The sequence below is a fragment of the Peristeroidobacter soli genome (assembly GCF_004138485.1).
GTDB lineage: Bacteria > Pseudomonadota > Gammaproteobacteria > Steroidobacterales > Steroidobacteraceae > Steroidobacter > Steroidobacter soli.
The window spans coordinates 46,344-68,381 of sequence record NZ_RYEV01000003.1 but is presented as its reverse complement, the minus strand read 5'-3'; the positions used below and the strand labels follow the sequence as shown (position 1 = coordinate 68,381).

The following is a 22,038-nucleotide window of genomic DNA, read 5'->3' as shown; positions in this document are numbered from 1 at the left end:
CCTGTATGCAATCCGGTTAGCGCCGGGTCGCTGGCCGGGTCCGCAAGTTCTACCTACGCACCCGGGTTGATACCCCTTTGTCACGTTACCCCGACTGACCCATCACCGGGGGGCTCCTACGATGCTCCCAAGGCTGCCGCGGGCGGCGCTCCCAACACACGACCTGGAGAAGAGCACAATGACGGGTTCCAAATCGTTTTCATGGCGCAAGTGGGCGGGCATCGCGCTCGCCAGCTTCGCATTCAGCGGTTCGGTGGCACACGCCGCCGATGTGACCCTGCTGAATGTTTCTTACGATCCGACGCGCGAGCTCTACGAGGATTACAACAAGGCATTCGCGGCCTACTGGGAGAAGAAGACCGGCGACAAAGTCACGGTCAAACAATCGCACGGCGGCTCGGGTAAACAGGCGCGCACCGTCATCGACGGCTTGCCGGCCGACGTTGTGACCTTGGCGCTCGCGGGCGATATCGACGCGCTCGCCACCAATGGCAAGTTGTTGCCGGTGAACTGGCAGTCCCGCCTGCCGCACAACTCTTCTCCGTACACCTCGACCATCGTGTTCCTGGTGCGCAAGGGCAATCCGAAAGGCATCAAGGACTGGGCCGATCTGGTCAAACCCGATGTGCAGGTGATTACGCCGAATCCGAAGACGTCAGGCGGTGCGCGCTGGAACTATCTCGCGGCCTGGGCGTGGGCGTTGAAACAGCCCGGCGGCAGCGAAGCTTCGGCGAAGGAATACACGAAGAAGCTGTATAGCCACGTGCCCGTGCTCGACACCGGCGCCCGCGGCTCGACGACGACGTTCGTTCAACGCGGCATCGGCGACGTGTTGCTGGCCTGGGAGAACGAGGCGTTCCTCTCTATTAAAGAGCTGGGCGCGGACAAGGTGGAAATCGTGGTACCGAGCCTGAGCATTCTGGCCGAGCCGCCGGTGACGGTGGTCGACAAGGTCGTGCTGAAGCGAGGCACGCGGGAGGTGGCGACCGAGTACCTGAAGTACCTGTACAGCCCGGAGGCGCAGGAGATCATCGCCAGGAATTTCTACCGCCCGATCGATCAGACGGTGGCCGCGAAGTACGCGAAGACCTTCCCGAAATTGCCGCTGGTGACCATCAAGGATTTCGGCGGCTGGGAACAGGCGCAGAAGGTGCACTTCGCGGACGGCGGCGTGTTCGATCAGATTTACGTGCCGAACTGATTCATACGACCGATCGGACATCCTGTCACGACGGTCGTGGCTGGGGGAAAATGCGATTTTTCCCCGGCGCCCGCCGCTCGAGCGGCAGGGTACATTCCATGGATCCGGGGTTCTTACAGAAAGGCCCTCTGCAACTCGGAGGGCCTGTTCTCATTCATCGTCGTCTTCGCGCTTGTTCTGCTCGACGCGCTTGCGCAGCTCCATCCACTCCTGCAGCTTCCTCATGTCCGCCGGCTTGCGCTTGGGCTCGGCGGCGGCGGGCTTGAGTGGCGCTTTGCCGCCACTATTGTACGGATTGGTGCCAACGTTGCCGCGCGCTGTCGAGGAATTGTCGTAAGGATTGAAGCCGCCGGCGGGCTTGGGCTTTGGCGGCTCGGGCTGCTCCAGACCGGGCGGTACCTTGTGAGTGGCGGTATCGGCGATGGACAGGTCGTTCAGGTCGAGCTTCTTCAGGCGCTGCGTGCTGATGTCGCGGCTATAGACCCCGGTCTCGAGTTGCCATTCCCACACCGAATTGCCGCGCTCATCATAGGAGATCCGCCCGGAGCGCTTGTCGCCCTGCGGGTCGTCGCTCTGCGGTGGGGCAGGTGGCTCCTGGGATCGTTTATCCCTGGGATCGCTCATGAATGGCCATCGCTTGCAAAACTGGATGACGGAGATTCTGTGCTGCTGAAGATGACAAAGCAATCGAAGACGCGCGCATGAGCTCATTGCGCCGCCCATCCAATACAAAACCTGAACTGGCGCGTGGTTTCGCTGGTGTTTTCGCCTACAGCACTCGCGCGCTCGAGCTCGTGTGGACCACGAGTCGTCCGCTCACGATTGCGTTCGCGCTGCTGACACTGATCGCGGGTGCCCTGCCCGCCGCCGTCGCTTACGTTGGTGCGCTGATAGTCGACGCGGTGGTTGCCGCCATTCAGGCAGCGCCAGACACGCGCGATGCATTAACGAACCACGCCTTATGGCTGGTCGCCGGCGAAGGCGCACTCGTCGCCGCGATCGCCGGCGCTCAGCGTGGACTCAACCTATGTCAATCGCTGCTGCGAGCGCAGCTCGGCCAGCGCGTCAACGTCATGATCCTGGAAAAGGCATTGACGCTCGAGCTGTCGCACTTCGAGAACTCCGACTTCTACGACAAGCTCACTCGCGCGCGACGCGAAGCATCGAGCCGTCCGCTGTCGCTGGTGACGCGCACGTTCGGCCTGGCACAGAACGCGATCTCGCTGTTGAGTTTCGGCTCACTGCTGCTGCACTTCTCGCCCTGGGCGGTCGCGCTGCTGATTCTCGCGGGTCTGCCAGCGTTCCTGGCCGAGGCCAAATTCTCCGGCGACAAGTTCCGCTTGTTTCTCTGGCGCTCGCCGGAAACACGCATGCAGCTGTATCTGGAAACCGTGCTGGCACGCGAGGATCACGCCAAGGAAGTGAAGCTGTTCGATCTGGGCCCGTTGTTCCTCGACCGCTATCGAAACATTTTCAACAAGCTGTATCACGAGGATCGCAATCTCACGGTCCGTCGCGATACATGGGGTTTCTTTCTCGGGCTGATCGGGACAGCGACGCTATACGGTGCGTACGCCTGGATCGCGCTCTCCGCCATCGCCACTCGCATCACGCTGGGCCAGATGACGATGTATCTGATGCTGTTCCGGCAGGGACAGTCGGCGGTGTCGGCGATCCTGTCCGCGGTCGGCGGCATGTACGAAGATAATTTGTATCTGTCGACGCTGTACGACTACCTCGAAACGCCAGTGAACGGCGACAAAGGAGTGGCCGTGCGCGGTCCGAAGCCCGACGACGGGATTCGTTTCGAGAAAGTGAGTTTCACTTATCCCGACGCCGAGCAGCCGACCCTGATCGACATCGATCTGCACATCCGTCCGGGTGAATCGCTGGCGCTGGTCGGCGAGAACGGTTCGGGCAAAACGACCATGATCAAACTGCTGACGCGCCTGTATGCACCCACGTCCGGGCGCGTGCTGCTCGACGGCCAGGATCTGCAGGAGTGGGATGAAACCGCGCTGCGCGATCGCATCGGTGTGATCTTCCAGGACTTCACCCGCTATCAGCTGATGCTCGGTGAAAACATCGGCGCCGGCGACGTGCGTCACTTCGAGGATGAAGAGCGCTGGCGTGACGCGGGCGAGAAAGGCATGGCCGCCCCCATCGTCGAAACATTGCCGGCGGGCTATCGCACCCCGTTGGGCAAGTGGTTCAACGACGGGCGCGAGCTGTCGGGCGGTCAGTGGCAGAAGATCGCTTTGTCACGTGCGTTCATGCGCTCACGTGCCGACATCCTGGTGCTCGACGAACCTACCTCGGCCATGGATGCCAGCGCCGAAGCAACCATCTTCGAGCACTTCCGCACCCTGACTCGCGGCCGGATCGCGATCCTGATCTCGCATCGGTTTTCCACCGTGCGCATGGCGGACCAGATCGTCGTGATCGAGAATGGTCGGATCATCGAGCGCGGCAGCCACGATGCGCTGATGCAATTGAACGGCCACTACTCGCATCTGTTCTCGTTACAGGCCAAGGGCTATCGTTAGCCCGGATTTATCGATCGCCGGGTCGGCATCAACTAAAGTTATCCGCACCGGACAGTCGCTGCCGATATCGGGCAAACACCGTGACAGCGTGGGGCGCAAATGATATTTGTGTCCCGCGACTCGCTGCTGTCTGGCCGTCCATGACGACGCGCCGCTCACTTTTCCGGTCAACCCCATGTCCAGCTCCGAACCTACATTGCGGTCGTCGGCCGCGGCCACTCCCATTGCTCCGGCTGTCCACGCCTGGCTGACGCCGGGTGAGCTGTTGCTGCTCGGCGCGGTGTGGGGCAGCTCATTCCTGTTCATGCGCATCGCCGCCAAGGACTTCGGCGCATTCGCCCTGGTCGAAATGCGCCTGGCATTGGGAGCGCTGATCCTGCTGCCGTTCCTGTTGCGAGTGAAGCAGATGATCAAACCATCGCATTGGTTGCGCTTCCTGGGCATCGGCATCATCAACTCCGCCGCGCCATTCGTGCTCTTCGCCTGGGCGGCACAGCGTGCGCCCGCCGGTGTGGTTGCGATCAGCAATGCGACGGTCGTGATGTTCACCAGCATCGTCGCGTGGGCCTTGTTCGGTGAGAAGATCAGCAAGCGCAGTGCGCTCGGCTTGCTGCTCGGCTTCATCGGTGTCGCCGTGCTCGCGAGCGGCAAGACTTCCGGCGGCAGTGTGCTACCGGCCGCTCTCGCCGGCGTGCTCGCGTCCATCCTTTATGGCTTTGGTGGAAATTTCACCAAGCGTTACTTGCACGACCTGCCTCCGAGCGCAGTGGCGGCGGGCACGGTGCTGTGTGCCTCGGTTGCCGTCGCTCCGCTGGCGTTCGCGACCTGGCCGAGCGTGCCTCCGCCGGCACTTTCCTGGCTGTCCGCGGTCATGTTAGGGGTGCTGTGCACCGGCCTGGCGTACTTCCTTTATTACAGGCTGTTGTATCGCATCGGTGCGCCCCGTACCTCGACCGTGACTTATCTGGTGCCGCTGTTCGGCGTAATCTGGGCGTGGGTGTTCCTGAGTGAGCCGCTCACCCTCAGCATGGCCGTGGCCGGCGCATTGATTCTGGGGGGCGTGGCCTTGAGTCAACAGCGCGCTGCCGCCAAGAAATAACGGAGCGCCACAACGAAACAGGTGACGTCGATGAATGCTCGCGAGCAAGAAGCTGTTCTGACCATTGCCCTGCTGGCTGCATTCAGCGACGGCGCCAAGGATGAGCGCGAACGTGAGGAGATCAAACGCATCGCCGAGTCCTTGACTGGCGAGCCGGGCGCGCCGCAACTGTCGCAGCTTTATCAGAACGTACTGCTCAAGCGAGTGAACGTCGCGCAGGCGGCGGCCGTGCTCAGCGATCCTTCTCATCGCCAACTCGCCTATGAAATGGCGGTCTGTGTGTGCGATGCCGATGGGGTCGCAAATCCCGTCGAGCAAAAATTTCTGCAAGAGCTGCGTGCCGCGCTGAATCTCGACACTCAGCAAACGGCACAAGTTGAAAAGGACGCGGCAGCGCTTGCCGATGCGCCGCTGCCGAATACGCCTGTCGCCGCGGCCACTGCAACCGCCCAGCCCATCGATAACGGCGCGAGACAGGCAACGATGTCCGACGCCGAACTGGATAAGTACATCCTCAATCACTCGATAGTGAATGGCGCGATCGAGCTGTTGCCGCAATCGTTGGCCACCATGGCCATCATTCCGCTGCAAATCAAACTGGTGTATCGGATCGGCCAGGCTTACGGCTTTCAGCTCGACAAAGGTCACATTCGGGAGTTTCTCGCGACGGCCGGTGTGGGTCTCACGTCGCAATACGTCGAGCAGATCGGCCGCAAGTTGCTCGGTGGTCTGCTGGGCAGTGTCGCGGGCGGGCTCGGTCGCGGACTCGGACGCGCCACTGCAGGCGCCGCATTCTCGTTTGCAACGACGTATGCACTCGGCCAGCTCGCGAAGCGCTATTACTCCGGCGGTCGCCAGATGAACACGGCGCTGATTCAACAGACCTATCAATCGTTGCTCGGCCAGGCCAAACAATTACAAGGTCAGTACTCGTCTGAGATCCAGCACAAGGCCAGCACGCTCGATGCGGGCCAGGTGATGTCGATGGTAAAGAACACTTAGTGTCTGCTGGTTGTGACGTCCGATGGCTGACCACACGCGTCGGCCTGTGACGACAGCAACTTACAAAATGTTTGGGCGTGGGGGAACCTCGTCTGCGCTGGCGGTATTCACCACTGGAGATTGCCGCAAGACGAGGAGATCCTCATGAACTTACGTTCCCACATTCTTTACACCGCGCTGTTCGCCGCGAGCGCCGTAGCAGCCCCCGCGGCATGGGCGCAGGTGCAAGAGCCTGCACCGCCTGCCCAGGAATATCCGTCTCCCGCGTCGGAGGCGCAGACCCCGCCGATGAATGAGGCGCCCGCTGCGAAGTCGGCTGCGTCCACACCCATCAGCGATCAGAAGATCGAGCAGTTCGCGGATGCATACGTCGCGGTGCAGACCATCCAGGAAAAGGCGGCCAACGATCTGCAAACGGCGAAGGAGCCGGCGCAGGCGGATCAGGTCAAAGCGAAGGCTGAGTCCGACATGATCGCCGCGGTCGAGAAGTCCGGCCTGAAGGTCGACGAATTCAATCAGATCGTGGAAACGATGACGGCCAATGCCGACGTGCGCGAGCGCGTGGCGGCGAAGTTGCAGGAACGTCAGGGCGGCGGCTAATCAGAGGATAGAGCCACCCGGCACATTCGACTTCCGCCCAAGGGGAGCCGAGTTTTCCTGCACGGGGCAGCCCGAAGTGTTCAAATCACTTCGGGCTGTCTTTTTATCGGACGGCCGATCGCGACTTCCTGTCGCGCCGGCCGTGCTCCGATGGGAAAAATGCGATTTTTCCCTCGGAGCCGCCGCAGGGCGGCGGGCACATCCATGTGCCTGAGGTCGGCATCGTCAGGTCATCTGCTAACTCAGCTGCACCGTCAGCATCGAGATCGATCCGCCATCGACGCCTTCGATGGGAAAACTGACTTTGTCGCCGGGCAGCTGTGCCCCTAATACATATAACAACGGCAAGTAATGATCTGGCGTGGGCGCGGACAGCGCTGCATCCTGGCCCAATGTTTCATAGTCGATCAGCGGTTGATGTTCGCCCGCGAGCATCCACGCGCGCGCCTGCTGCTCGAAGCGCACTGCCCAATCGTAGGGCTCGACCACTCGTCGCCCCCAACCATACGTATGCAAGTTGTGAACGAGGTTGCCGCTGCCGACGATCAGAATGCCCTGCTCTCGCAACGGCGCGAGCGAGGCGCCGAGTCGATAGTGATCTTGCGCCGTCAACGTCTCATCGATGCTGAGCTGCAAGACCGGCACATCGGCATCGGGATAGCAATGGCACAGCACGCTCCACGAACCGTGATCCAAACCCCACTCGGTGTCGAGCTCCGCACCCACCAGATCCCAAAGCTGGGACGCAATCTCAGGACTGCCAGGCGCCGGATACTGAAACTCGAACAGCTGGCGCGGGAAGCCACCGAAATCATGAATGGTTCGCGGCGACTGCATGGCAGTGACCGCCGTGTATGGCACATACCAATGTGCCGACACGCACACTACCGCTCGGGGTTTGGGAAACGTGCTGCAGATCTGCCGCCAGCCGCGCGTGTATACATTGTCGGCCAGGGCATTCATGGGATTGCCGTGACCGAAAAAGATCACGGGCAAACGTTGGGATGCGCTCACTCGAGGGCTCCGTTGTGGCAGAGCCTGGAGTATTGGATGGGCGGCCCGGGCTTTCTATGGGCCGCCGCGCATAAGTGTTATGACGGCGTCAGGCCGGCAATAACAGGAAGGCGTCCGCCACCGCGTCTCGCGGCGTCAGACCTTGCTCGTAGAGAGGGCGCCACGCGTCCCAGTCCACGTCCTCCTCACCCACCTCGGTGAGTACTTCGCTGAAGTCTTCACGAATCAGCTTCACCACAGCCTGTTGCCACTCGCTCCAGGTCTGCGTCTCGGAGTTGTTCTTCATCTCGCTGCTCCCCGGACTGGAATCCGGTTCAAGCGCCGCTGTTCGCCTGCGCGCTGACTAACGCGTCAGGGTGTCTGCGGTTCCCGTCACTGGTATCCGCGGAACGCAGCGTACCCCAAGCACACAACGAGTGACCACCTCGCTGAAGATCATCGCGGAATATCGAGCGGATCAATGCATGTGGCTCAAGAGCAACGCGGCCAGCTTGGCGTAGTTGCCATCGAAATGATGGCCGCCGCTAAGTTTCACTACCTGCAATGATTTAGCAGCGGGCTTGCTACAGATGGAGTCTGTGTCATTCGCGCCATACACACACAGGCCGCGAACGCCTTTCATTCTCAACAGTTCCGGAGTCACGGGAATGGCGTCTTTGGCCGCGCCAATCCAGTTCTGTAAATGGAATTCGAACACAGCGGTCTCGGACAGCGACAGGAACGCCACCATGCGCAGGCGCTCGCGTGTCGCGGCCGGCAATCGATTCACGATGAACGGCATCACGTCGGCGCCTTGCGAGAAACCGACCAGCATCACGTTCTTTTTCTTCCAGGCGTTCAAGTAATAGCGCACCAGGCGGTCGATGTCGGCCGCGGTGCCTTCGGGCGTGCGCTTCTTCCAGAAGTAGCGCAGCGAATCCAGACCGACCACCGGCAGCCCTTGCTTCGACAACGCCGCCGCAAGCTCCTTGTCGATGCCGGCCCAACCGCCATCACCGGAGATCAGCACGGCCAGTGTGTCGGCATCGCTGGACGTGTGCACTTCGACGAGCGGTAGATCCTTGAGCTCACTGGCGCTGACTGCCGGCAAGCCGCGCGTACGCGCGGCCAGGCGTTGAAACGCCGTCGCGAACTGCGGCTCCCAGGTGTGGAAGTCGGCTTCGCCATGGTTATCGCCGGGAATGGCCAGCACCTCCGCCTGCTTCACGTTGGCGAGGAATGACCTGGCTTGAGTCTGACACTGCCGATCGTGAATCCCTTGAAGCACCGTCCAGGGCGCGCTGAGCGGCGGCGACGATGCCGGCCTGGCGCTGGCACACAGCGGCTTCTTCAGCGCCGGCGTCGGACAGAAGCCCAGCGAGATGCCGCCGCCGAACGTTCCATCGGGTGCCTGCGCCAACATTGCATACACGAAGTGCGCGCTGGCCGAGGTGCCGACCAGCAATGCGGGTCGATAGGTCGGCAATCGATAGTAGGCCTGGAGGAAGTGACTCAGATTTTCCAGGTCCCCGTCGGGCGAGACGCACTTGCCGCCGTCCTGGTCGAGATTGCGAAAGAACGCCGGCGCATCGATGCCGGCCACCAGCGCGCCCTGCCGGGCCAGCGATTGGGCGATGGGCTCGAGCTCGACGTTCCAGCCGTGCTCGCCGGAAAAGAACAGCACCGTTTGTAGCGCGTCGCCTTGCGGACGATAGATGGTGATCTTGTCGAAGCGACCGTGCGAGATCGTCTCAGCGAACGCGGTCGATCCCAGCACCAACAGCAGCAACGCGAACCAGCAGCGGGCTAACCTCATTTCGCAATCATTCCTCGCAATCCGCCGCTGATCAACGTGGCCACGTCGGCCAGGGTGAGCAACGGGGTCAGTCCGCCGCCGGCGACCAGATAACGAGGTTCCCACACCGGATCGAATTTGTCCTTGAAGCCACGCAGACCCCGGAAGTTGTAGAACGTCTCGCCATGATCGAACAGCAGCCGGCCGAATCGATGCCAGCGCGGCGCCAGCTCGTGGCTGGCCATGCCGGACATGGGCGCCATGCCCAACCCGAAACGCTGAAAACCCTCCGCCTGGAAATACAGCATGAGCTTGGTGAACAGAAAATCCATCGTGCCCGGTGGCGCAAGCGGCAGCTGACGCATCAGGTCGACACTGGCCTCGTTCTTCATCTGGGTGCACAACAGATTGGCGAACGCGACGATCTGACCCTGCTGGCGCACGATGGCGCACGGCTGCCGCGTCAGATAGGCCGGCTCGAACGAACCGAGCGAAAAACCTTTTTCGCGCGTCTCCTGACCCTCCAGCCACGCGTCCGAAATGCTCCGCAACTGTGGCAACAATGCACTCACTTCGGCTGGCGGCACCAGGGCGAATTCGAGCCCGTCACGCTCGCCCCGATTGATCGCCTGTCGCAAATGCGAGCGCTTCGAGCCCTTGGTGGTGAACTCCTGCAGCGGGACGTAGGCGTACTCGCCCAGTTTGAAAGCACGCATGCCGGCGTCGAGATACAGCGGCAACGAATCGCCGCGCACCTGATAGAACGCGGCGCGACCGCCGTGATCGGTCGCCAGCTCGATGAAGCGCCAGATCAGCTCCTGCCATTCCGACAGCCGTCCGACCGGATCGAACAACGAGATCCACGAGCGGCCTTGCCGGCCGTACATGATGAACGCGTTGGATTGGGTCGAGAACAGCAGATGCTTGTCGCCCATCAGCGCAAGATTCGCCTCCGCCGAGGACTGCGAGCTCACGATGTTGCTCGCCCGGTCCAGCTCTTCAGGAGATGGCAGCGCCGGCGCGCCGGCTGACGGCCGCAGCAGTTGCCACAGCGCGAAACCCAAGCCGGCCACCATGACCCCCATCATGGCGCGCAGCGAGCGCGGCGCGTTGGCGTTGAATTCGAACTGCCACCACAGCTCGTTGGTGTAATCGACACGACGGTAAGCAAAGAACAGCAGGAACACCGTCGCCACCACCATCCACACGACCGACAGCAACCACACGCCGCGCAACGGATTCGAGAACAGCGCCGAGCGTCGATCGAACTGGGCCCGCGACATATATAAGAGAATCGCCAGCACCACCAGATAGAACGCTTGAATCAGCGCGAACCCTTTGGGCATCGCCAGCACGGCCGCGACCAGCGCCAGCACGAACGCCGACCACCACGCGGCATCGAGACGATGCAACAGGCCACGCGCGATGACGATCATCGCGAAGCCAGTGACGCTGCCGAGAAAGTGCGACGCCTCGACCAGAGTCAGCGGCACTCGCAACGCCAGCATGTCGGTGGCTTGTGCCGAAGCCGGCGTGACACCCGACACCAGCAGCCAGCCACCGGCAATGAACGTCATCGTGGCCAGCAACATCGGCGACAGTCGCACCGCTGCGCGACCGATCGGAGCAGCGATGCCTGAACGCACTTCATACGCGGCGAGCAACACCGCCGCCAGCACCAGCGGAATCAAATAATAGATAACGCGGTAGAGCACCAGTGCGCTGACGATGTGCTCGACCGGCGCACGATCGCCGCACGCGAGCAGGATCACTGCTTCGAACACGCCCAAGCCACCCGGCACATGGCTCAGCAGGCCAAGCACCAGTGCGATCGCGTACCACGCCATGAACTCGCCGGGAGGGACCGCGCCCGGCGGCAATAAGACCCACAGCGTCGCGGCCGACGCGATCAGGTCCAACGCCGAGATCAACAGCTGTTGCACGGCCAGCCCGGCCGGCGGCAAGCGCACTTTCCAGCGCCATGCGACCATGATTTCGCGGCGCCGGACGGACAGTGCGATGAAACTAAGGACGCCGAGCAAGACCGCCCCGGCGATCACCCGCAGCAGCCACGCCGGCATGTGCGCAAGCTGAGCGACTCCATCCGCTCCCCAAAGCAGCCCCGCGGCGCCAAAGGCGGCAGTACCGAACGTGAATGCGCTGGCATTGAAAGCGATGACCTGCGCGACCTTGTTCGCCTCGATGCCGGCGGCCGTGTACAGGCGCATGCGAACCGCACCACCCGTCAGCACACCCAACCCGACGGTATTACCGAGTGCGTAAGCGATGAAGGAGGTCAGCAGAACCGTGGAACGACGGATCTGCACCTCCGCGTACTTCATGGCGGACAGGTCGTAGCCAGTGAGTACCAGATAGCTCAGCGCGGTCGCACCCAGCGCCAGCAGCAGGTCCTGCAGCGGCTCGGCCTCCATCTGCTGCAACACCTTGTAGAAATGCACCTCGGCGAGCAGCACGCGGAAGGCGTCGTACAGCAGCAGGCTGATCAGACCGGCGCCGGCCGCGATCAACCAAAGACGCCACTTTGCCCACCCGCTTACTGCGTCGGCCACTGTCCGTAGAATCCTGTGCAACCCGGAAGGAGGCCGGCATTCTGCCGCGCGGCGGTCACAAGAACATTACGTTATTGACACAACTCCAGGCCCGGCCCCGCGGCACCGGGTCGCGACCGGGATGGCCCCCGGCCCGGGTGCCTGGATTTCCCCACGTTTACCACGATTTGTGAGCTGCTACAGTATCTCGAAATGGGATATTCGCCGGCAGGAAGAACCCCCGATGACGTTGCTTACAACACCAAACTATCGGCAACCGCTCCTGAAGCTCGCGACCGCTCGACGACGTGCATCGCTCACTGAACCGCAGCTGACGGAGCGGGTGAATGCGAGCCCGGAATTCGTGGCGAGGTACCAGGCTGGAAAAGGACCCTCTCGTCGCCAGTGAGGGAGGGACGAGAGGGTGAACCAAGACTGACGGCCCAGGGGGAGAATGCGGCTCGCAGCCCACGGCACCGCAATCCCTTGTCGATTGCTGTACCGCTGGTTGGGCAATCTACCCGGCGCGGGTCATGAGGTCAGTCGATGGCCAGTGACACATGGGTCAGCAATATCGGCGTCCGACCCGATCTCCGGTTACGCGCTATGAACAGATAGCGACTCGATCTTAGTCGGCCACGAGCTTGTAGCCCGCGCCCGGCGTGGTCTGCAGCACTTCAGGCGCCGACGCATCCGTCTCGATCTTGTGACGCAGCCGATAAATGAGTTGCTTGAGCGTGCGACGCTCGCGAGCAGTCGCGCGGCCCCACAGATGCAGTAACAACTTCTCCGCAGTGACCGTTCGGCCCGGCGTCACCATGAGCAGCTGGATGGCTTTCAATTCGAGCGGCGTGAGCCGGATTGGCGGCGCCGCGCCGAACTGCAAGGTTCGTTGATCCGGATCCAGCCGCAACTGCCCCGCCGTCACCGGCCCCGAATCGAACGGCTCCGAACGCCGGATCAATGCCCGCACTCGCGCCAGCAGCGCACGCGGACTGAACGGCTTGTGCACATAATCATCGGCACCCGAATCGAATGCTTCGATCAGATCCTCTTCGACATCACGCACCGTCAACATCATGATGGGCACTGGCGAGCGGCCGCGGATCTCACGACATACCTTCAAGCCATTCGGCTCGGGCATGTTGATATCGAGCAGCACCATGTCCGGCGAATCGCGCTGAAACGCCTGCAGCGCGCTTTCTCCATCGATCGCGGTACAAATGTCGAATCCCGCCTGCATCAGCGTGAATCCGATCAATGCTCTCAAGTCCGCATCGTCATCGGCGACCAGGATTCTCATGGCGTCAACGCCGCTCCGTAGCCAATAGTGCCGCGAGCTTTTCGGCGTGCCCGCGTAATTCATGAGCCGCGGTTGCTTCCCAATGATCGGCACGCAACATCGGCCCCACATAGAAAAGATGCGGACCCGGCCAGCCATCGGCATCGACGACGGCGCCATTCGGTCCGGTACGCAGCCCCAACCCCAAGGAATCGGGCACCGCCAACCCGCATTGCACGAGGTTGCGCCACACCGGCTCGGTCGAACGCGCGATGGCGTAGTCGGGACCGGTGCAGTTGATGACTCGATCGAATTGCTGAGTCCGCAATTGTTGTGAGCCGCGCGGACGCCAGATCACTTCGATGCGGTCTTCCCGCGGAATGATTTGTTTGATGTGGCCGGCGTGAATGGTCAGACGCTCGGCGTTACGCAGCGTATCGATCTTCTGGATCAGTTCCGGCGGTAGACGGTGCCGATAGATATCCCAGTACGCACGCACGTGACGCAGGAAGCGCACGCGATCACGTTCCGGCAAGCGCTGCCAGATAGTCGGCGCCATGTTGCGAACAAAGGTGATTGCCTCACGCCAGTCGCCGCCCATCTGCTCGGCTTCGTTGGCGAGCAAACGTACGCTGCTGACGAGGCGGCGAAGCGACGTCGATGCAGCCAGCAACAGAGCATTGCCATCGCCCTTGAATGCATCGGGACGGAACGGCGTTTGTCGAGGCGGCACCAGCCCGTGCCGGGACAAGGCATGCAACGTCGGTGTCCGCTGCGGATCTGACGCCGCGACGTTGATGATGTCGGCAGTGGTGAGGCCGGTACCAATCAACAGCACCGTTTGCGAACGATTGAACTTGAGATCGACCGTCCACGGATCGGCGATATAGGCCGGATGTGTCAATACATCCCTGGCCGCCGACAGTGAAGCCGGCTTGGGATTGCCGAGCGCGAGCACTACGTCGTCCGCGGTGAAACGTCGACCGTCTTCCAACTCCACTCGCAACGGCAGATGACGCTCGATACGGCGCAGGTTCGCGACCGCGCCTTTGACGATCTCGAGTCGAATGTTTCCTGGCGCACTCAGTTGCGCGGCGAGCAGCACCTCACCCAGATATTCGCCATACAACGTGCGCGGCAGGAAGTCCTCGCCCGTGACCTTCGGGATGCGCCGCTGCGCGAACTCCAGGAATTCCTTGGGCGCAGCCGAGTTCGCGGACATGCGACTGGCCGGCACATTGAGCAGATAAGGGAAGCCACGCTCGGCGTAAGCGGCGCCGCGCGCCACCTGGTCCGCCCGCTCGATCAGGATCAGACGAGTCGGTCCCGGCGGCGGACGTCGCAACAGATTCGCGGCCACCACCGTGCCGCTGAATCCGCCGCCGACAATCACTATGGTTCGAAGCAGCCCCGCCAATCGTCGCTCCCATTGCTTTGGAAGCGACAGACTAGGGAATGGACGGTATCAAGTCTGTAACGTGGCAGTCACGAATCGGCGCAGGGAATGCTATGACTTTGCAACCGATTTATAACCACACGCACGCAAGTATGCGGCGTTGGAATTACTCTACGACGAGTTTGTAACCGGCACCCGGCGCGGTCTGCAGCATCTGCGGCGCGGCCGGATCGATCTCGATTTTCTGCCGGAGTCGATGCACCAGTTGCTTCAGCAGCTGCCGATCGCCCGAGCCTTTGTGACCCCACACCTGCATCAGCAACCGATCCGAACTGACCGTGTGACCGGCATTGGCGATCAGCATTTGCAACAACCGCAGCTCCAGCTTGGTGAGACGCAGCGGCTGATTCGACCCGACTTGAACCGTATGTTCGTCCACGTCGAGCTGGATGCGACCGGCCGCGAGCGGCGCGGTGTTCTCCATGCCCGCCCGGCGCAGCAGCGCCTTCACACGGGCCAGCAACGTACGCGGGCTGAAAGGCTTGCTGAGATAGTCATCGGCACCCAGCTCCAGCGCACGAACCAGATCTTCCTCTTCACCGCGCACCGTCAACATCATTACCGGCACGCGCGACTTGGTCCGAATCTGCTCGCACACCTGAAACCCCGTGGCGCCCGGCATGTTGATGTCCAGGATCACCAGATCGGGCCCTTCAGCCTCGAAAGCGCGCAGGGCCTGCGTGCCATCGCTGGCTTTGACCACCAGATAGCCCGCCTGCGACAGCGTGAAGGCGATCAACGCCAGCAAATCCTTGTCATCGTCGGCAGATAAGATCTTCATCAGCAGGCCCTAAGTTACTCGGCAGTCTGTCGCAGCTTCACTTCGAAACGGGTGCGTCCCTCGGCAGTACGTCGCGCGGCAATTGTACCGCCATGCCGCTCGACGATGGATTTCACGATCCACAATCCCAGACCCAGGCCACCGGGCTCCGGTTCCTGGCCACCGCTGCGATAGAAACGATCGAAGATCGAATTGCTCTCGATCTCGGGCACGCCTGGGCCTTCGTCCTCGACCCAGCTGGTGACGAACTCGCCCGTGGCTTCGGCACCGATGCGCACGACACTGTCTTCGGGCGCGAACTTGCTTGCGTTGGCCAGCAGATTGACGAACACCTGCGTCAGGCGCGGACCATCGCCGTCCACATTTGGCAGATCTTCAGGCAGGTCCACTTCCAGACGCTGACGACGCTGGGTGAGCAAGGCGCCAATGAGCGCATCCGCGTCTTCAACCACCTCGGAGAGCGCCACCGCCTGATGACGAATGCTGAGCTGGCCGGACTCGATGCGCACGCTCTCGAGCAGATTGTCGATCAGCCGCGTCAGACGCAACGCGCCGCGTTCCAGCGACTGCACCAGTTCCTTCTGCTGATCGGTGGACATCGAGTCGAAGCCATCGCGCAACAGCTCGATCGACGCGAGCTGCGCCGCCAGCGGGGTCCGGAATTCATGCGAAATATTGACCAGCACCGAATCGCGCGCGCGACGCACGCCTTCCAGTTCGGTCTCGTCGCGAATGACCTGCACCTGCAACTCATCGACCGGGCTGGAGCTGGTGATGATCGTGATGCGCGGCGAGCCGTCGCTCAATTGCAAACGTTCCGTCGCCTGCGAGCTGCCTTCGTGGCGCGCGCGCAGGATCGGGCAGTTCGTTTCGCACGGACGCACACCGTTCGAATCGCGGCACGGCTTCAACACGTCACCGCAGAATCGGCCGATGGCTTCGTGAGCCTGCACGCCGAGCAATTGAGCGGCCTGCGGATTCAAATAACGAATGACACGCGACTTATCGACGGCGTACACGCCTTCGACGATGCCATCGAGCACGGCCTGCGCCTCGGCTTCGCGACGGCGCAATGTTCCCGTCAGCTCGACCAGGTTGTTGCGCATGTCCTCGATGGTGCGCGCGAGCTTGCCCACCTCACGCGTGCCGCCGACCGGAATGGACGTGGAGAAGTCGCCATGGCCCAGCTTCTCCACCGCATCCGTCAGCGTCGTGACCGGACCGGTAACCTGTCGGCCGAGCACGATGCCGGCCAGCACGGCCAGCGCTGCGAGAATGATGGCGGTGATCAGCAGCCGTTTCGCGAGCCCGCCGACCGACGCGTCGATTTCCGACGACGGCAAGCGCGCCTCCAGGAACGCAATGGCTTCACCGGAAACGGCGAAGATCGGAAAGCTCGCGGCGTACAGGTCGAGCGCATCGAGACGCATCACTGCCGAGCGACCATCGGACAGGCCCGCCGAATGCAGCCGCGTGAAATCGTCGACCTTGCGCTCTTCGATGAACAGGCGGTAATTGATCAGCTGGATCTGAGTGCCGACGCGTTCCGTCAACAGGTGAGCCATCCGCGAATCGAGCAGCCGAGCGACGTAGACGCGTCGTTCGGTAGCTCCACCCACCTGCGCCGACGCGCCGAGCAACGCGAACTGAGATCCGACCGGCACGGCCATGAACCGCTCGCCCTGTTCGGCAGCGGAGGACTGGATCAACTCCCAGGGCAACTCCACGCCGGCCTGCGCGATCAGCTGGCCGCCTTCGAACACCGCGCACGAAGCAATGGTGTCCGAGTTGCAGGAACGGCGCAGATACGGCCCGACCGTGGCCGAGCGCCGATCGGCAAGCAGTCGTTGCAATGTCTGGCGATCGGCGACCGACTTGGCGTGCGTCAGCGCGTCTTCGCTGAAGCGCCGGATATCTTCACGCGCCATCGCGCCCGCCAGCTGCACGCGCGACTTGCCCTGCTGATCGGCCAGATCGCGCAGCGAACCGATGGCCGAAATGGAAATGCCACCGACCAGCAGCAGCACGATGGCGACGTTGATGACCGCGATCCATACCCCGAGACTCGCGCGCGAGGTATCGATCTGCAGTCCGTCGATGAACTGCTGAATGCGGTCGATCACATATGAGAAGAAGCGATCGATCACTTCCTCTTCATCTCCACTAAGGATTTGATGATCAGGGTCAGCACCGCCAGCAAGGTCAGCAGCGAAGCCACCGCGAACGAGCCGACGAAGTTGTACTCGTTATAAAGGATTTCCACGTGCAGCGGCATGGTCGTCGTCAGGCCACGCACGTGGCCGGACACGACCGAGACGGCGCCGAACTCGCCCATGGCGCGGGCGTTACACAGGATCACGCCGTACACCAGGCCCCAGCGAATCTTCGGCAACGTGACATGGAAGAACGTCATCAAGCCGCCCGCGCCGAGCGTGATCGCGGCCTCTTCCTCGTCGTTGCCCAACTGCTGCATCAACGGAATCAGTTCGCGCGCAACGTAAGGGAACGTCACGAACATGGTCGCGAGCACGATGCCCGGCACCGCGAAAATGATGCTGATGTCATGCTCCTGCAGCCACAGGCCGAACCAGCCCTGCGCGCCGAACAGCAGCACATACACGAGACCCGATATCACCGGCGACACCGCGATGGGCAGATCGATCAGGGTGATCAGGAAGCTCTTGCCGCGAAACTCGAACTTCGCGATCGCCCAGGCCGCGGCGATACCGAAAATCGTATTCGTGGGCACGACGATGGCGGCCACCGTCAGCGTCAGCTTGATCGCGGCGAGCGTGTCTTCGTCCTTGAAGCTCTCGAAGTACATCTCCCAGCCCTTGCTCAGCGCCGTGATGAACACGGTGGCCAGCGGCGCGAACAGCAATGCCGCCAGGAAGCCGAGCGACAGCAGGATGAAAATGTACTTTACGACGGACGAGATCACCGTATCGCGACCCGGCCGGCTCGCGATTTCCGCCAACATCTCCTTGGAAGGACCGCCTGCCATCAGCGTGCCCCCGCGACGATGCGTCGGCGGCTCCAGGCCTGCAGCAGGTTGATGGACAGGAGCATCACGAACGACATGGTCAGCATGATGAAGCCGAGTGCGGCCGCTCCCTTGTAGTCGAACTGCTCCAGCTTGATCACGATCAGCAGCGGCGTGATCTCGGTGCGCATCGGCAAGTTGCCGGCGATGAAGATCACCGAGCCGTACTCACCGACCGCACGCGCGAACGCCAGCGTGAAACCCGTGGCCAGCGCGGGAAACACCGTGGGCAACACGATGCGACGGAAAATCGTGAAGCGCCCGGCGCCGAGCGTTTCAGCCGCGTCTTCCAGATCCCGCTGCACTTCGGCGATGGCCGGCTGCACCGAGCGAACGACGAATGGCAATCCGATCAGCGTCAATGCCACGACCACGCCGATCCAGGTGTAAGCGACCTTGATACCGAACGGCGCGAGGTGCTGACCGATCCAGCCGTTCTCCGCGAACACCGCCGTCAACGCGATGCCGGACACGGCGGTCGGCAAGGCGAACGGCATGTCGATCAAGGCATCGATGATCTTGCGGCCCGGAAACTCATAGCGCACCAGGGTCCAGGCGATGATGAAGCCGAACACGCTGTTCAAGGTCGCCGCCAGGATGGATGCGCCAAAGCTCAGGCGATACGAAGCGAGCGCGCGCGGATCGGTGACGACTCGAATGAAATCGCCCCAGCCCATGGTCGCCGTCTTCATGACCAGTGCCGCCAGCGGCACCAGGATGATGGCCGACAGAAAGAACGTCGAAAAGCCCAGCGTCAGTCCGAAGCCCGGCAGGATGGAAGGCTGCCGGAAACTCACTTGGGCTTGCTCCCGCCGCCATAGATGCGATCGAACATCGCACCGTCGGCGAAGTGTTGCTCGTGCGTTGCCTTCCAGCCGCCGAACACCTGATCGATGGTGAACAGCTCGAGCGTCGGGAACTGCTCCTTGTACCGCTCGAGGACCGCGGTATTGCGCGGACGGAAGTAATGTTTCGCCGCCAGCTCCTGGCCCGGCTCTTCATATAGATACTTCAGATACGCCTCGGCGATCTGACGCGTGCCGCGGCGATCGACGACGGTATCGACGACTGCCACCGGCGGCTCAGCGAGAATACTGACGCTCGGCACGACGACCTCGACCTTGTCGGGGCCCAATTCCTTGATGGCGAGCAGCGCCTCGTTTTCCCACGCGAGCAGCACGTCGCCAATCTCACGTTGCACGAACGTATTCGTTGCGCCACGCGCGCCGCTGTCGAGCACCGGCACGTGCGTGTACAGCGCCGATACATAAGCTTCAGCCTTCTTCTCCGCCGCGGCGACCGCTTGCTCGGACGCCGGATCATCGAGCTTGGACCAATCGCCACCGAGCTCGGTGCGCAGGACCGAGCCCCACGCGGCGAGATAATTCCAGCGCGCGCCGCCCGAGGTCTTGGGGTTCGGCGTGACGACCGAGATACCGTCGCGAATCAGATCCGGCCAATCCTTGATCTGCTTGGGATTGCCCTTGCGCACCAGGAACACGATGGTCGAGGTATACGGCGAGCTGTTATCCGGCAGACGCTTCTGCCAGTCGGCGCCGAGCCGCTTGCCTTTGGTCTGGATCGAATCGATGTCGTAAGCGAGCGCGAGCGTGACCACATCCGCGTCCAGGCCATCGATCACCGCGCGCGCCTGGCTGCCCGAGCCCGCGTGCGACTGCTTGATCGTCACACGCTGGTGATGCTCTTTTTCCCAGCGCCGCGAGAAGCTCTCGTTGAACTCCCGATACAGCTCGCGCGTCGGGTCATAGCTGACATTGAGCAAGGTCACGCGCCCGGAAGATTCGTCGCTCTTGCCACAACCGGCAAGCAGCGTCATCAAGCCGAGACCGGCGGCCAGCAGCAGTTGCTTGTTGAAGCGGATCATTCGCCGGCTCCGTCAGTATCTTTGCTGGGCCGATAAACGATCATCATCGGATAGCTCGCGCCCGACGTGAACAACGCACCGAACGTACTCCGCAGCTGCGCCGGATCGGATACGCCGAGAATCAACATCGGGTCCTGAGACTCGTTCAACTGCCGCTGCAACTCGTCAGCGGCCGCGCCGAATCGCAACTCGGTACGCATTTCGAGACCATGCACCGCCTGCGCTTCCGAGCGCGCATCGAGCAGCGTGCGCACGCCGAACGGACGTTGCGATTCGCCGCTCGTGCCTTCGGGCAGGATGCCGACGTAAACCGCTTCGGCCGCCACGTGACGCAACAGACTCGCGGCGACGGCAAGCGTCGAACGGCGAGCCGAATCGTCGGCCCAATGAATCAACACCCGTTGCGGCGGCGAGGAATGCGCCGGCAATACCAGCACTTCGCCCGCGCCGTTCTGTAACAGCCACTGCAATTGCTCCGCGGTCTTCTGACCGGCGGCGATCACGGCCACTCCGGAGACAGGTGCACTCGCCGGCGCATCGCATGCGACCAGCGGCGCTTCGTGACGCTTGATGATGCGAGTCTTCATTCGGCTCGCAAGCTCGACCAGGAACGGATGCTGAGACAAGCGCTCGCACGACGCCTCGTCCGAACCGTACGCGGTGTAGCTGGACAGCGGCGTCGGCAACACGTGAATCCGTCGCACGCCGATGGCCACGGACTGACCGAGCGCCAGCGGGAACAGGCGCTGTTCGTGCTGAGTGCGAGTCACATCCAGCAACGCGGCCGGCGCGCTGCCGCCATTCATGTCAGGAGTTGCGATATGAGCATTGGCGGCGCCATCGGCCATGCGCACACGCATGCGTTCGAACGCGCCGGTGAAGACCTGTTCTTCGACGATGCCATTCGCGATGAAGTTGGTGCGCAGGTTGTCGCGCGTCGGCGCGAGCTCCACTTCTTCGGGCCGAAGCACCGCGACCACTTCCTGTTCGCGCCCACCGTCGAGCTTCTCGACTCGCCGCGCATTCACCGGAGCCGCGCCAAAGCGAATGCCCTGTTCGGTCTGACGAGCCAGCAACAGATTCGCGGCACCCAGGAAGGTCGCGACAAAGCGCGTCGCCGGTCGCGCGTACAACTCGTCGGGCTTGCCGCTCTCGAGCAAGCGACCGAGGTTCATCACGCCGATGCGATCGGCCATCGCGAACGCTTCTTCCTGGTCGTGCGTCACCAGCACCGTGGTGATCTTCAGCTCACGCTGCACCTGGCGAATCGTTCGACGCAATTCTTCGCGGATCTTGGCGTCCAACGCGCCGAAAGGTTCGTCGAGCAACAACACCGGCGGCTTATGCGCGAGCGCGCGCGCCACCGCGACACGCTGCTGCTGACCGCCGGACAGCTGAGTCGGCAATCGATCGTCCATGCCTTCGAGCGCCACCAGACGCAGCAGCTCCTTGCGACGCTCCCGTCGATCCGCGGCCTTCATGCGCCGGACCTTGAGCGCGAACTCGATGTTCTCGCCCACGGTCATATGGCGGAACAACGCGTAGTTCTGGAACACCAGCCCGACGCCCCGTTGCCGGGCGGACACATGCGTGACATCGTTGCCGTGCAGTGCAATGCGGCCATGGTCGACGCCGGTCAAGCCGGCGATCGCACGCAACAGGGTGCTTTTGCCGCTACCGCTCGGGCCGAGCAGGACGTAGAACTCGCCCTCGCCGACTTCCAACGAAACGTCGTTGACGACTGGCGAGCCCTGATACCGTTTGGTGACTTGATCGAGCGTAATGGACATACGGGCCGGGAGCTTA

Annotated in this window: 18 protein-coding genes; 5 read left to right on the top strand and 13 right to left on the bottom strand. The window is 62.4% G+C overall.

What is annotated here, in order from left to right; all coding sequences use genetic code 11:
• The first annotated feature begins 163 nt into the window (after positions 1–163).
• The gene (locus EKO19_RS09005) at positions 164–1,201 is read left to right on the top strand and encodes a sulfate ABC transporter substrate-binding protein (RefSeq protein ID WP_407676646.1); all 1,038 of its coding nucleotides are present in this window, start codon (positions 164–166) and stop codon (positions 1,199–1,201) included.
• Between the two features lie 150 nt (positions 1,202–1,351).
• Here the strand turns inward: EKO19_RS09005 and EKO19_RS09000 are convergent, their stop codons facing one another.
• Positions 1,352–1,825: a hypothetical protein gene (locus EKO19_RS09000; protein ID WP_129776104.1), complete on the bottom strand. Its 474-nt coding sequence runs from the start codon at positions 1,823–1,825 to the stop codon at positions 1,352–1,354.
• A gap of 77 nt (positions 1,826–1,902) precedes the next feature.
• Between EKO19_RS09000 and EKO19_RS08995 the strand changes: the two genes are divergently transcribed.
• From EKO19_RS08995 to EKO19_RS08980, 4 genes are all read left to right on the top strand, one after another.
• A complete protein-coding gene (locus EKO19_RS08995; protein WP_129776103.1) occupies positions 1,903–3,747 on the top strand; it encodes an ABC transporter ATP-binding protein in 1,845 nt (614 codons plus the stop codon).
• 175 nt (positions 3,748–3,922) lie between these two features.
• The gene (locus tag EKO19_RS08990; protein WP_129776102.1) at positions 3,923–4,846 is read left to right on the top strand and encodes a DMT family transporter; all 924 of its coding nucleotides are present in this window, start codon (positions 3,923–3,925) and stop codon (positions 4,844–4,846) included.
• 30 nt (positions 4,847–4,876) lie between these two features.
• Entirely contained in the window at positions 4,877–5,848 is a 972-nt protein-coding gene (locus EKO19_RS08985; RefSeq protein WP_129776101.1) for a YcjF family protein, read from the top strand.
• Between the two features lie 144 nt (positions 5,849–5,992).
• Positions 5,993–6,448 (top strand): DUF4168 domain-containing protein, encoded by a 456-nt coding sequence (locus EKO19_RS08980; protein WP_129776100.1) that lies wholly within the window; start codon positions 5,993–5,995, stop codon positions 6,446–6,448.
• Between the two features lie 237 nt (positions 6,449–6,685).
• Here EKO19_RS08980 and ygiD read toward each other — a convergent pair whose 3' ends face one another.
• The 12 genes from ygiD to EKO19_RS08920 all read right to left on the bottom strand — a co-directional run bounded on the left by ygiD (position 6,686) and on the right by EKO19_RS08920 (position 22,022).
• Positions 6,686–7,462 carry a 4,5-DOPA-extradiol-dioxygenase gene (ygiD, locus tag EKO19_RS08975; protein ID WP_217705224.1) on the bottom strand — a complete coding sequence of 259 codons (777 nt, stop codon included), beginning with the start codon at positions 7,460–7,462 and terminating at the stop codon, positions 6,686–6,688.
• An 88-nt stretch (positions 7,463–7,550) separates the two neighbouring features.
• A complete protein-coding gene (locus EKO19_RS08970) occupies positions 7,551–7,748 on the bottom strand; it encodes a hypothetical protein (RefSeq protein WP_129776099.1) in 198 nt (65 codons plus the stop codon).
• A 171-nt stretch (positions 7,749–7,919) separates the two neighbouring features.
• Positions 7,920–9,257: a virulence factor family protein gene (locus tag EKO19_RS08965; protein WP_129776098.1), complete on the bottom strand. Its 1,338-nt coding sequence runs from the start codon at positions 9,255–9,257 to the stop codon at positions 7,920–7,922.
• Positions 9,254–11,806, bottom strand: a complete 2,553-nt coding sequence (gene mprF, locus EKO19_RS08960; RefSeq protein WP_217705223.1) for a bifunctional lysylphosphatidylglycerol flippase/synthetase MprF — start codon at positions 11,804–11,806, stop codon at positions 9,254–9,256. Before mprF ends, EKO19_RS08965 begins: the two co-directional genes overlap by 4 nt.
• 607 nt (positions 11,807–12,413) lie before the next feature.
• Positions 12,414–13,088, bottom strand: coding sequence for a response regulator transcription factor (locus tag EKO19_RS08955; protein ID WP_175597004.1), 675 nt, complete (start codon positions 13,086–13,088; stop codon positions 12,414–12,416).
• Positions 13,089–13,092: 4 nt separating this feature from the next.
• Entirely contained in the window at positions 13,093–14,484 is a 1,392-nt protein-coding gene (locus EKO19_RS08950) for an FAD/NAD(P)-binding protein (protein ID WP_157995182.1), read from the bottom strand.
• Between the two features lie 145 nt (positions 14,485–14,629).
• Positions 14,630–15,304, bottom strand: a complete 675-nt coding sequence (locus tag EKO19_RS08945) for a response regulator transcription factor (RefSeq protein WP_129776094.1) — start codon at positions 15,302–15,304, stop codon at positions 14,630–14,632.
• 14 nt (positions 15,305–15,318) lie between these two features.
• Complete coding sequence (locus tag EKO19_RS08940; protein ID WP_129776093.1) at positions 15,319–17,451, bottom strand: sensor histidine kinase; 2,133 nt, start codon at positions 17,449–17,451, stop codon at positions 15,319–15,321.
• Positions 17,448–18,308, bottom strand: a complete 861-nt coding sequence (gene cysW / locus EKO19_RS08935) for a sulfate ABC transporter permease subunit CysW (RefSeq protein ID WP_129776092.1) — start codon at positions 18,306–18,308, stop codon at positions 17,448–17,450. The genes EKO19_RS08940 and cysW overlap by 4 nt, the downstream gene beginning before the upstream one ends.
• Positions 18,308–19,144: a sulfate ABC transporter permease subunit CysT gene (gene cysT / locus EKO19_RS08930; RefSeq protein ID WP_129776091.1), complete on the bottom strand. Its 837-nt coding sequence runs from the start codon at positions 19,142–19,144 to the stop codon at positions 18,308–18,310. Before cysT ends, cysW begins: the two co-directional genes overlap by 1 nt.
• Positions 19,141–20,232 (bottom strand): sulfate ABC transporter substrate-binding protein, encoded by a 1,092-nt coding sequence (locus tag EKO19_RS08925; RefSeq protein WP_129776090.1) that lies wholly within the window; start codon positions 20,230–20,232, stop codon positions 19,141–19,143. Before EKO19_RS08925 ends, cysT begins: the two co-directional genes overlap by 4 nt.
• Positions 20,229–22,022, bottom strand: a complete 1,794-nt coding sequence (locus tag EKO19_RS08920; protein ID WP_129776089.1) for an ABC transporter ATP-binding protein — start codon at positions 22,020–22,022, stop codon at positions 20,229–20,231. Before EKO19_RS08920 ends, EKO19_RS08925 begins: the two co-directional genes overlap by 4 nt.
• Positions 22,023–22,038 lie beyond the last annotated feature (16 nt).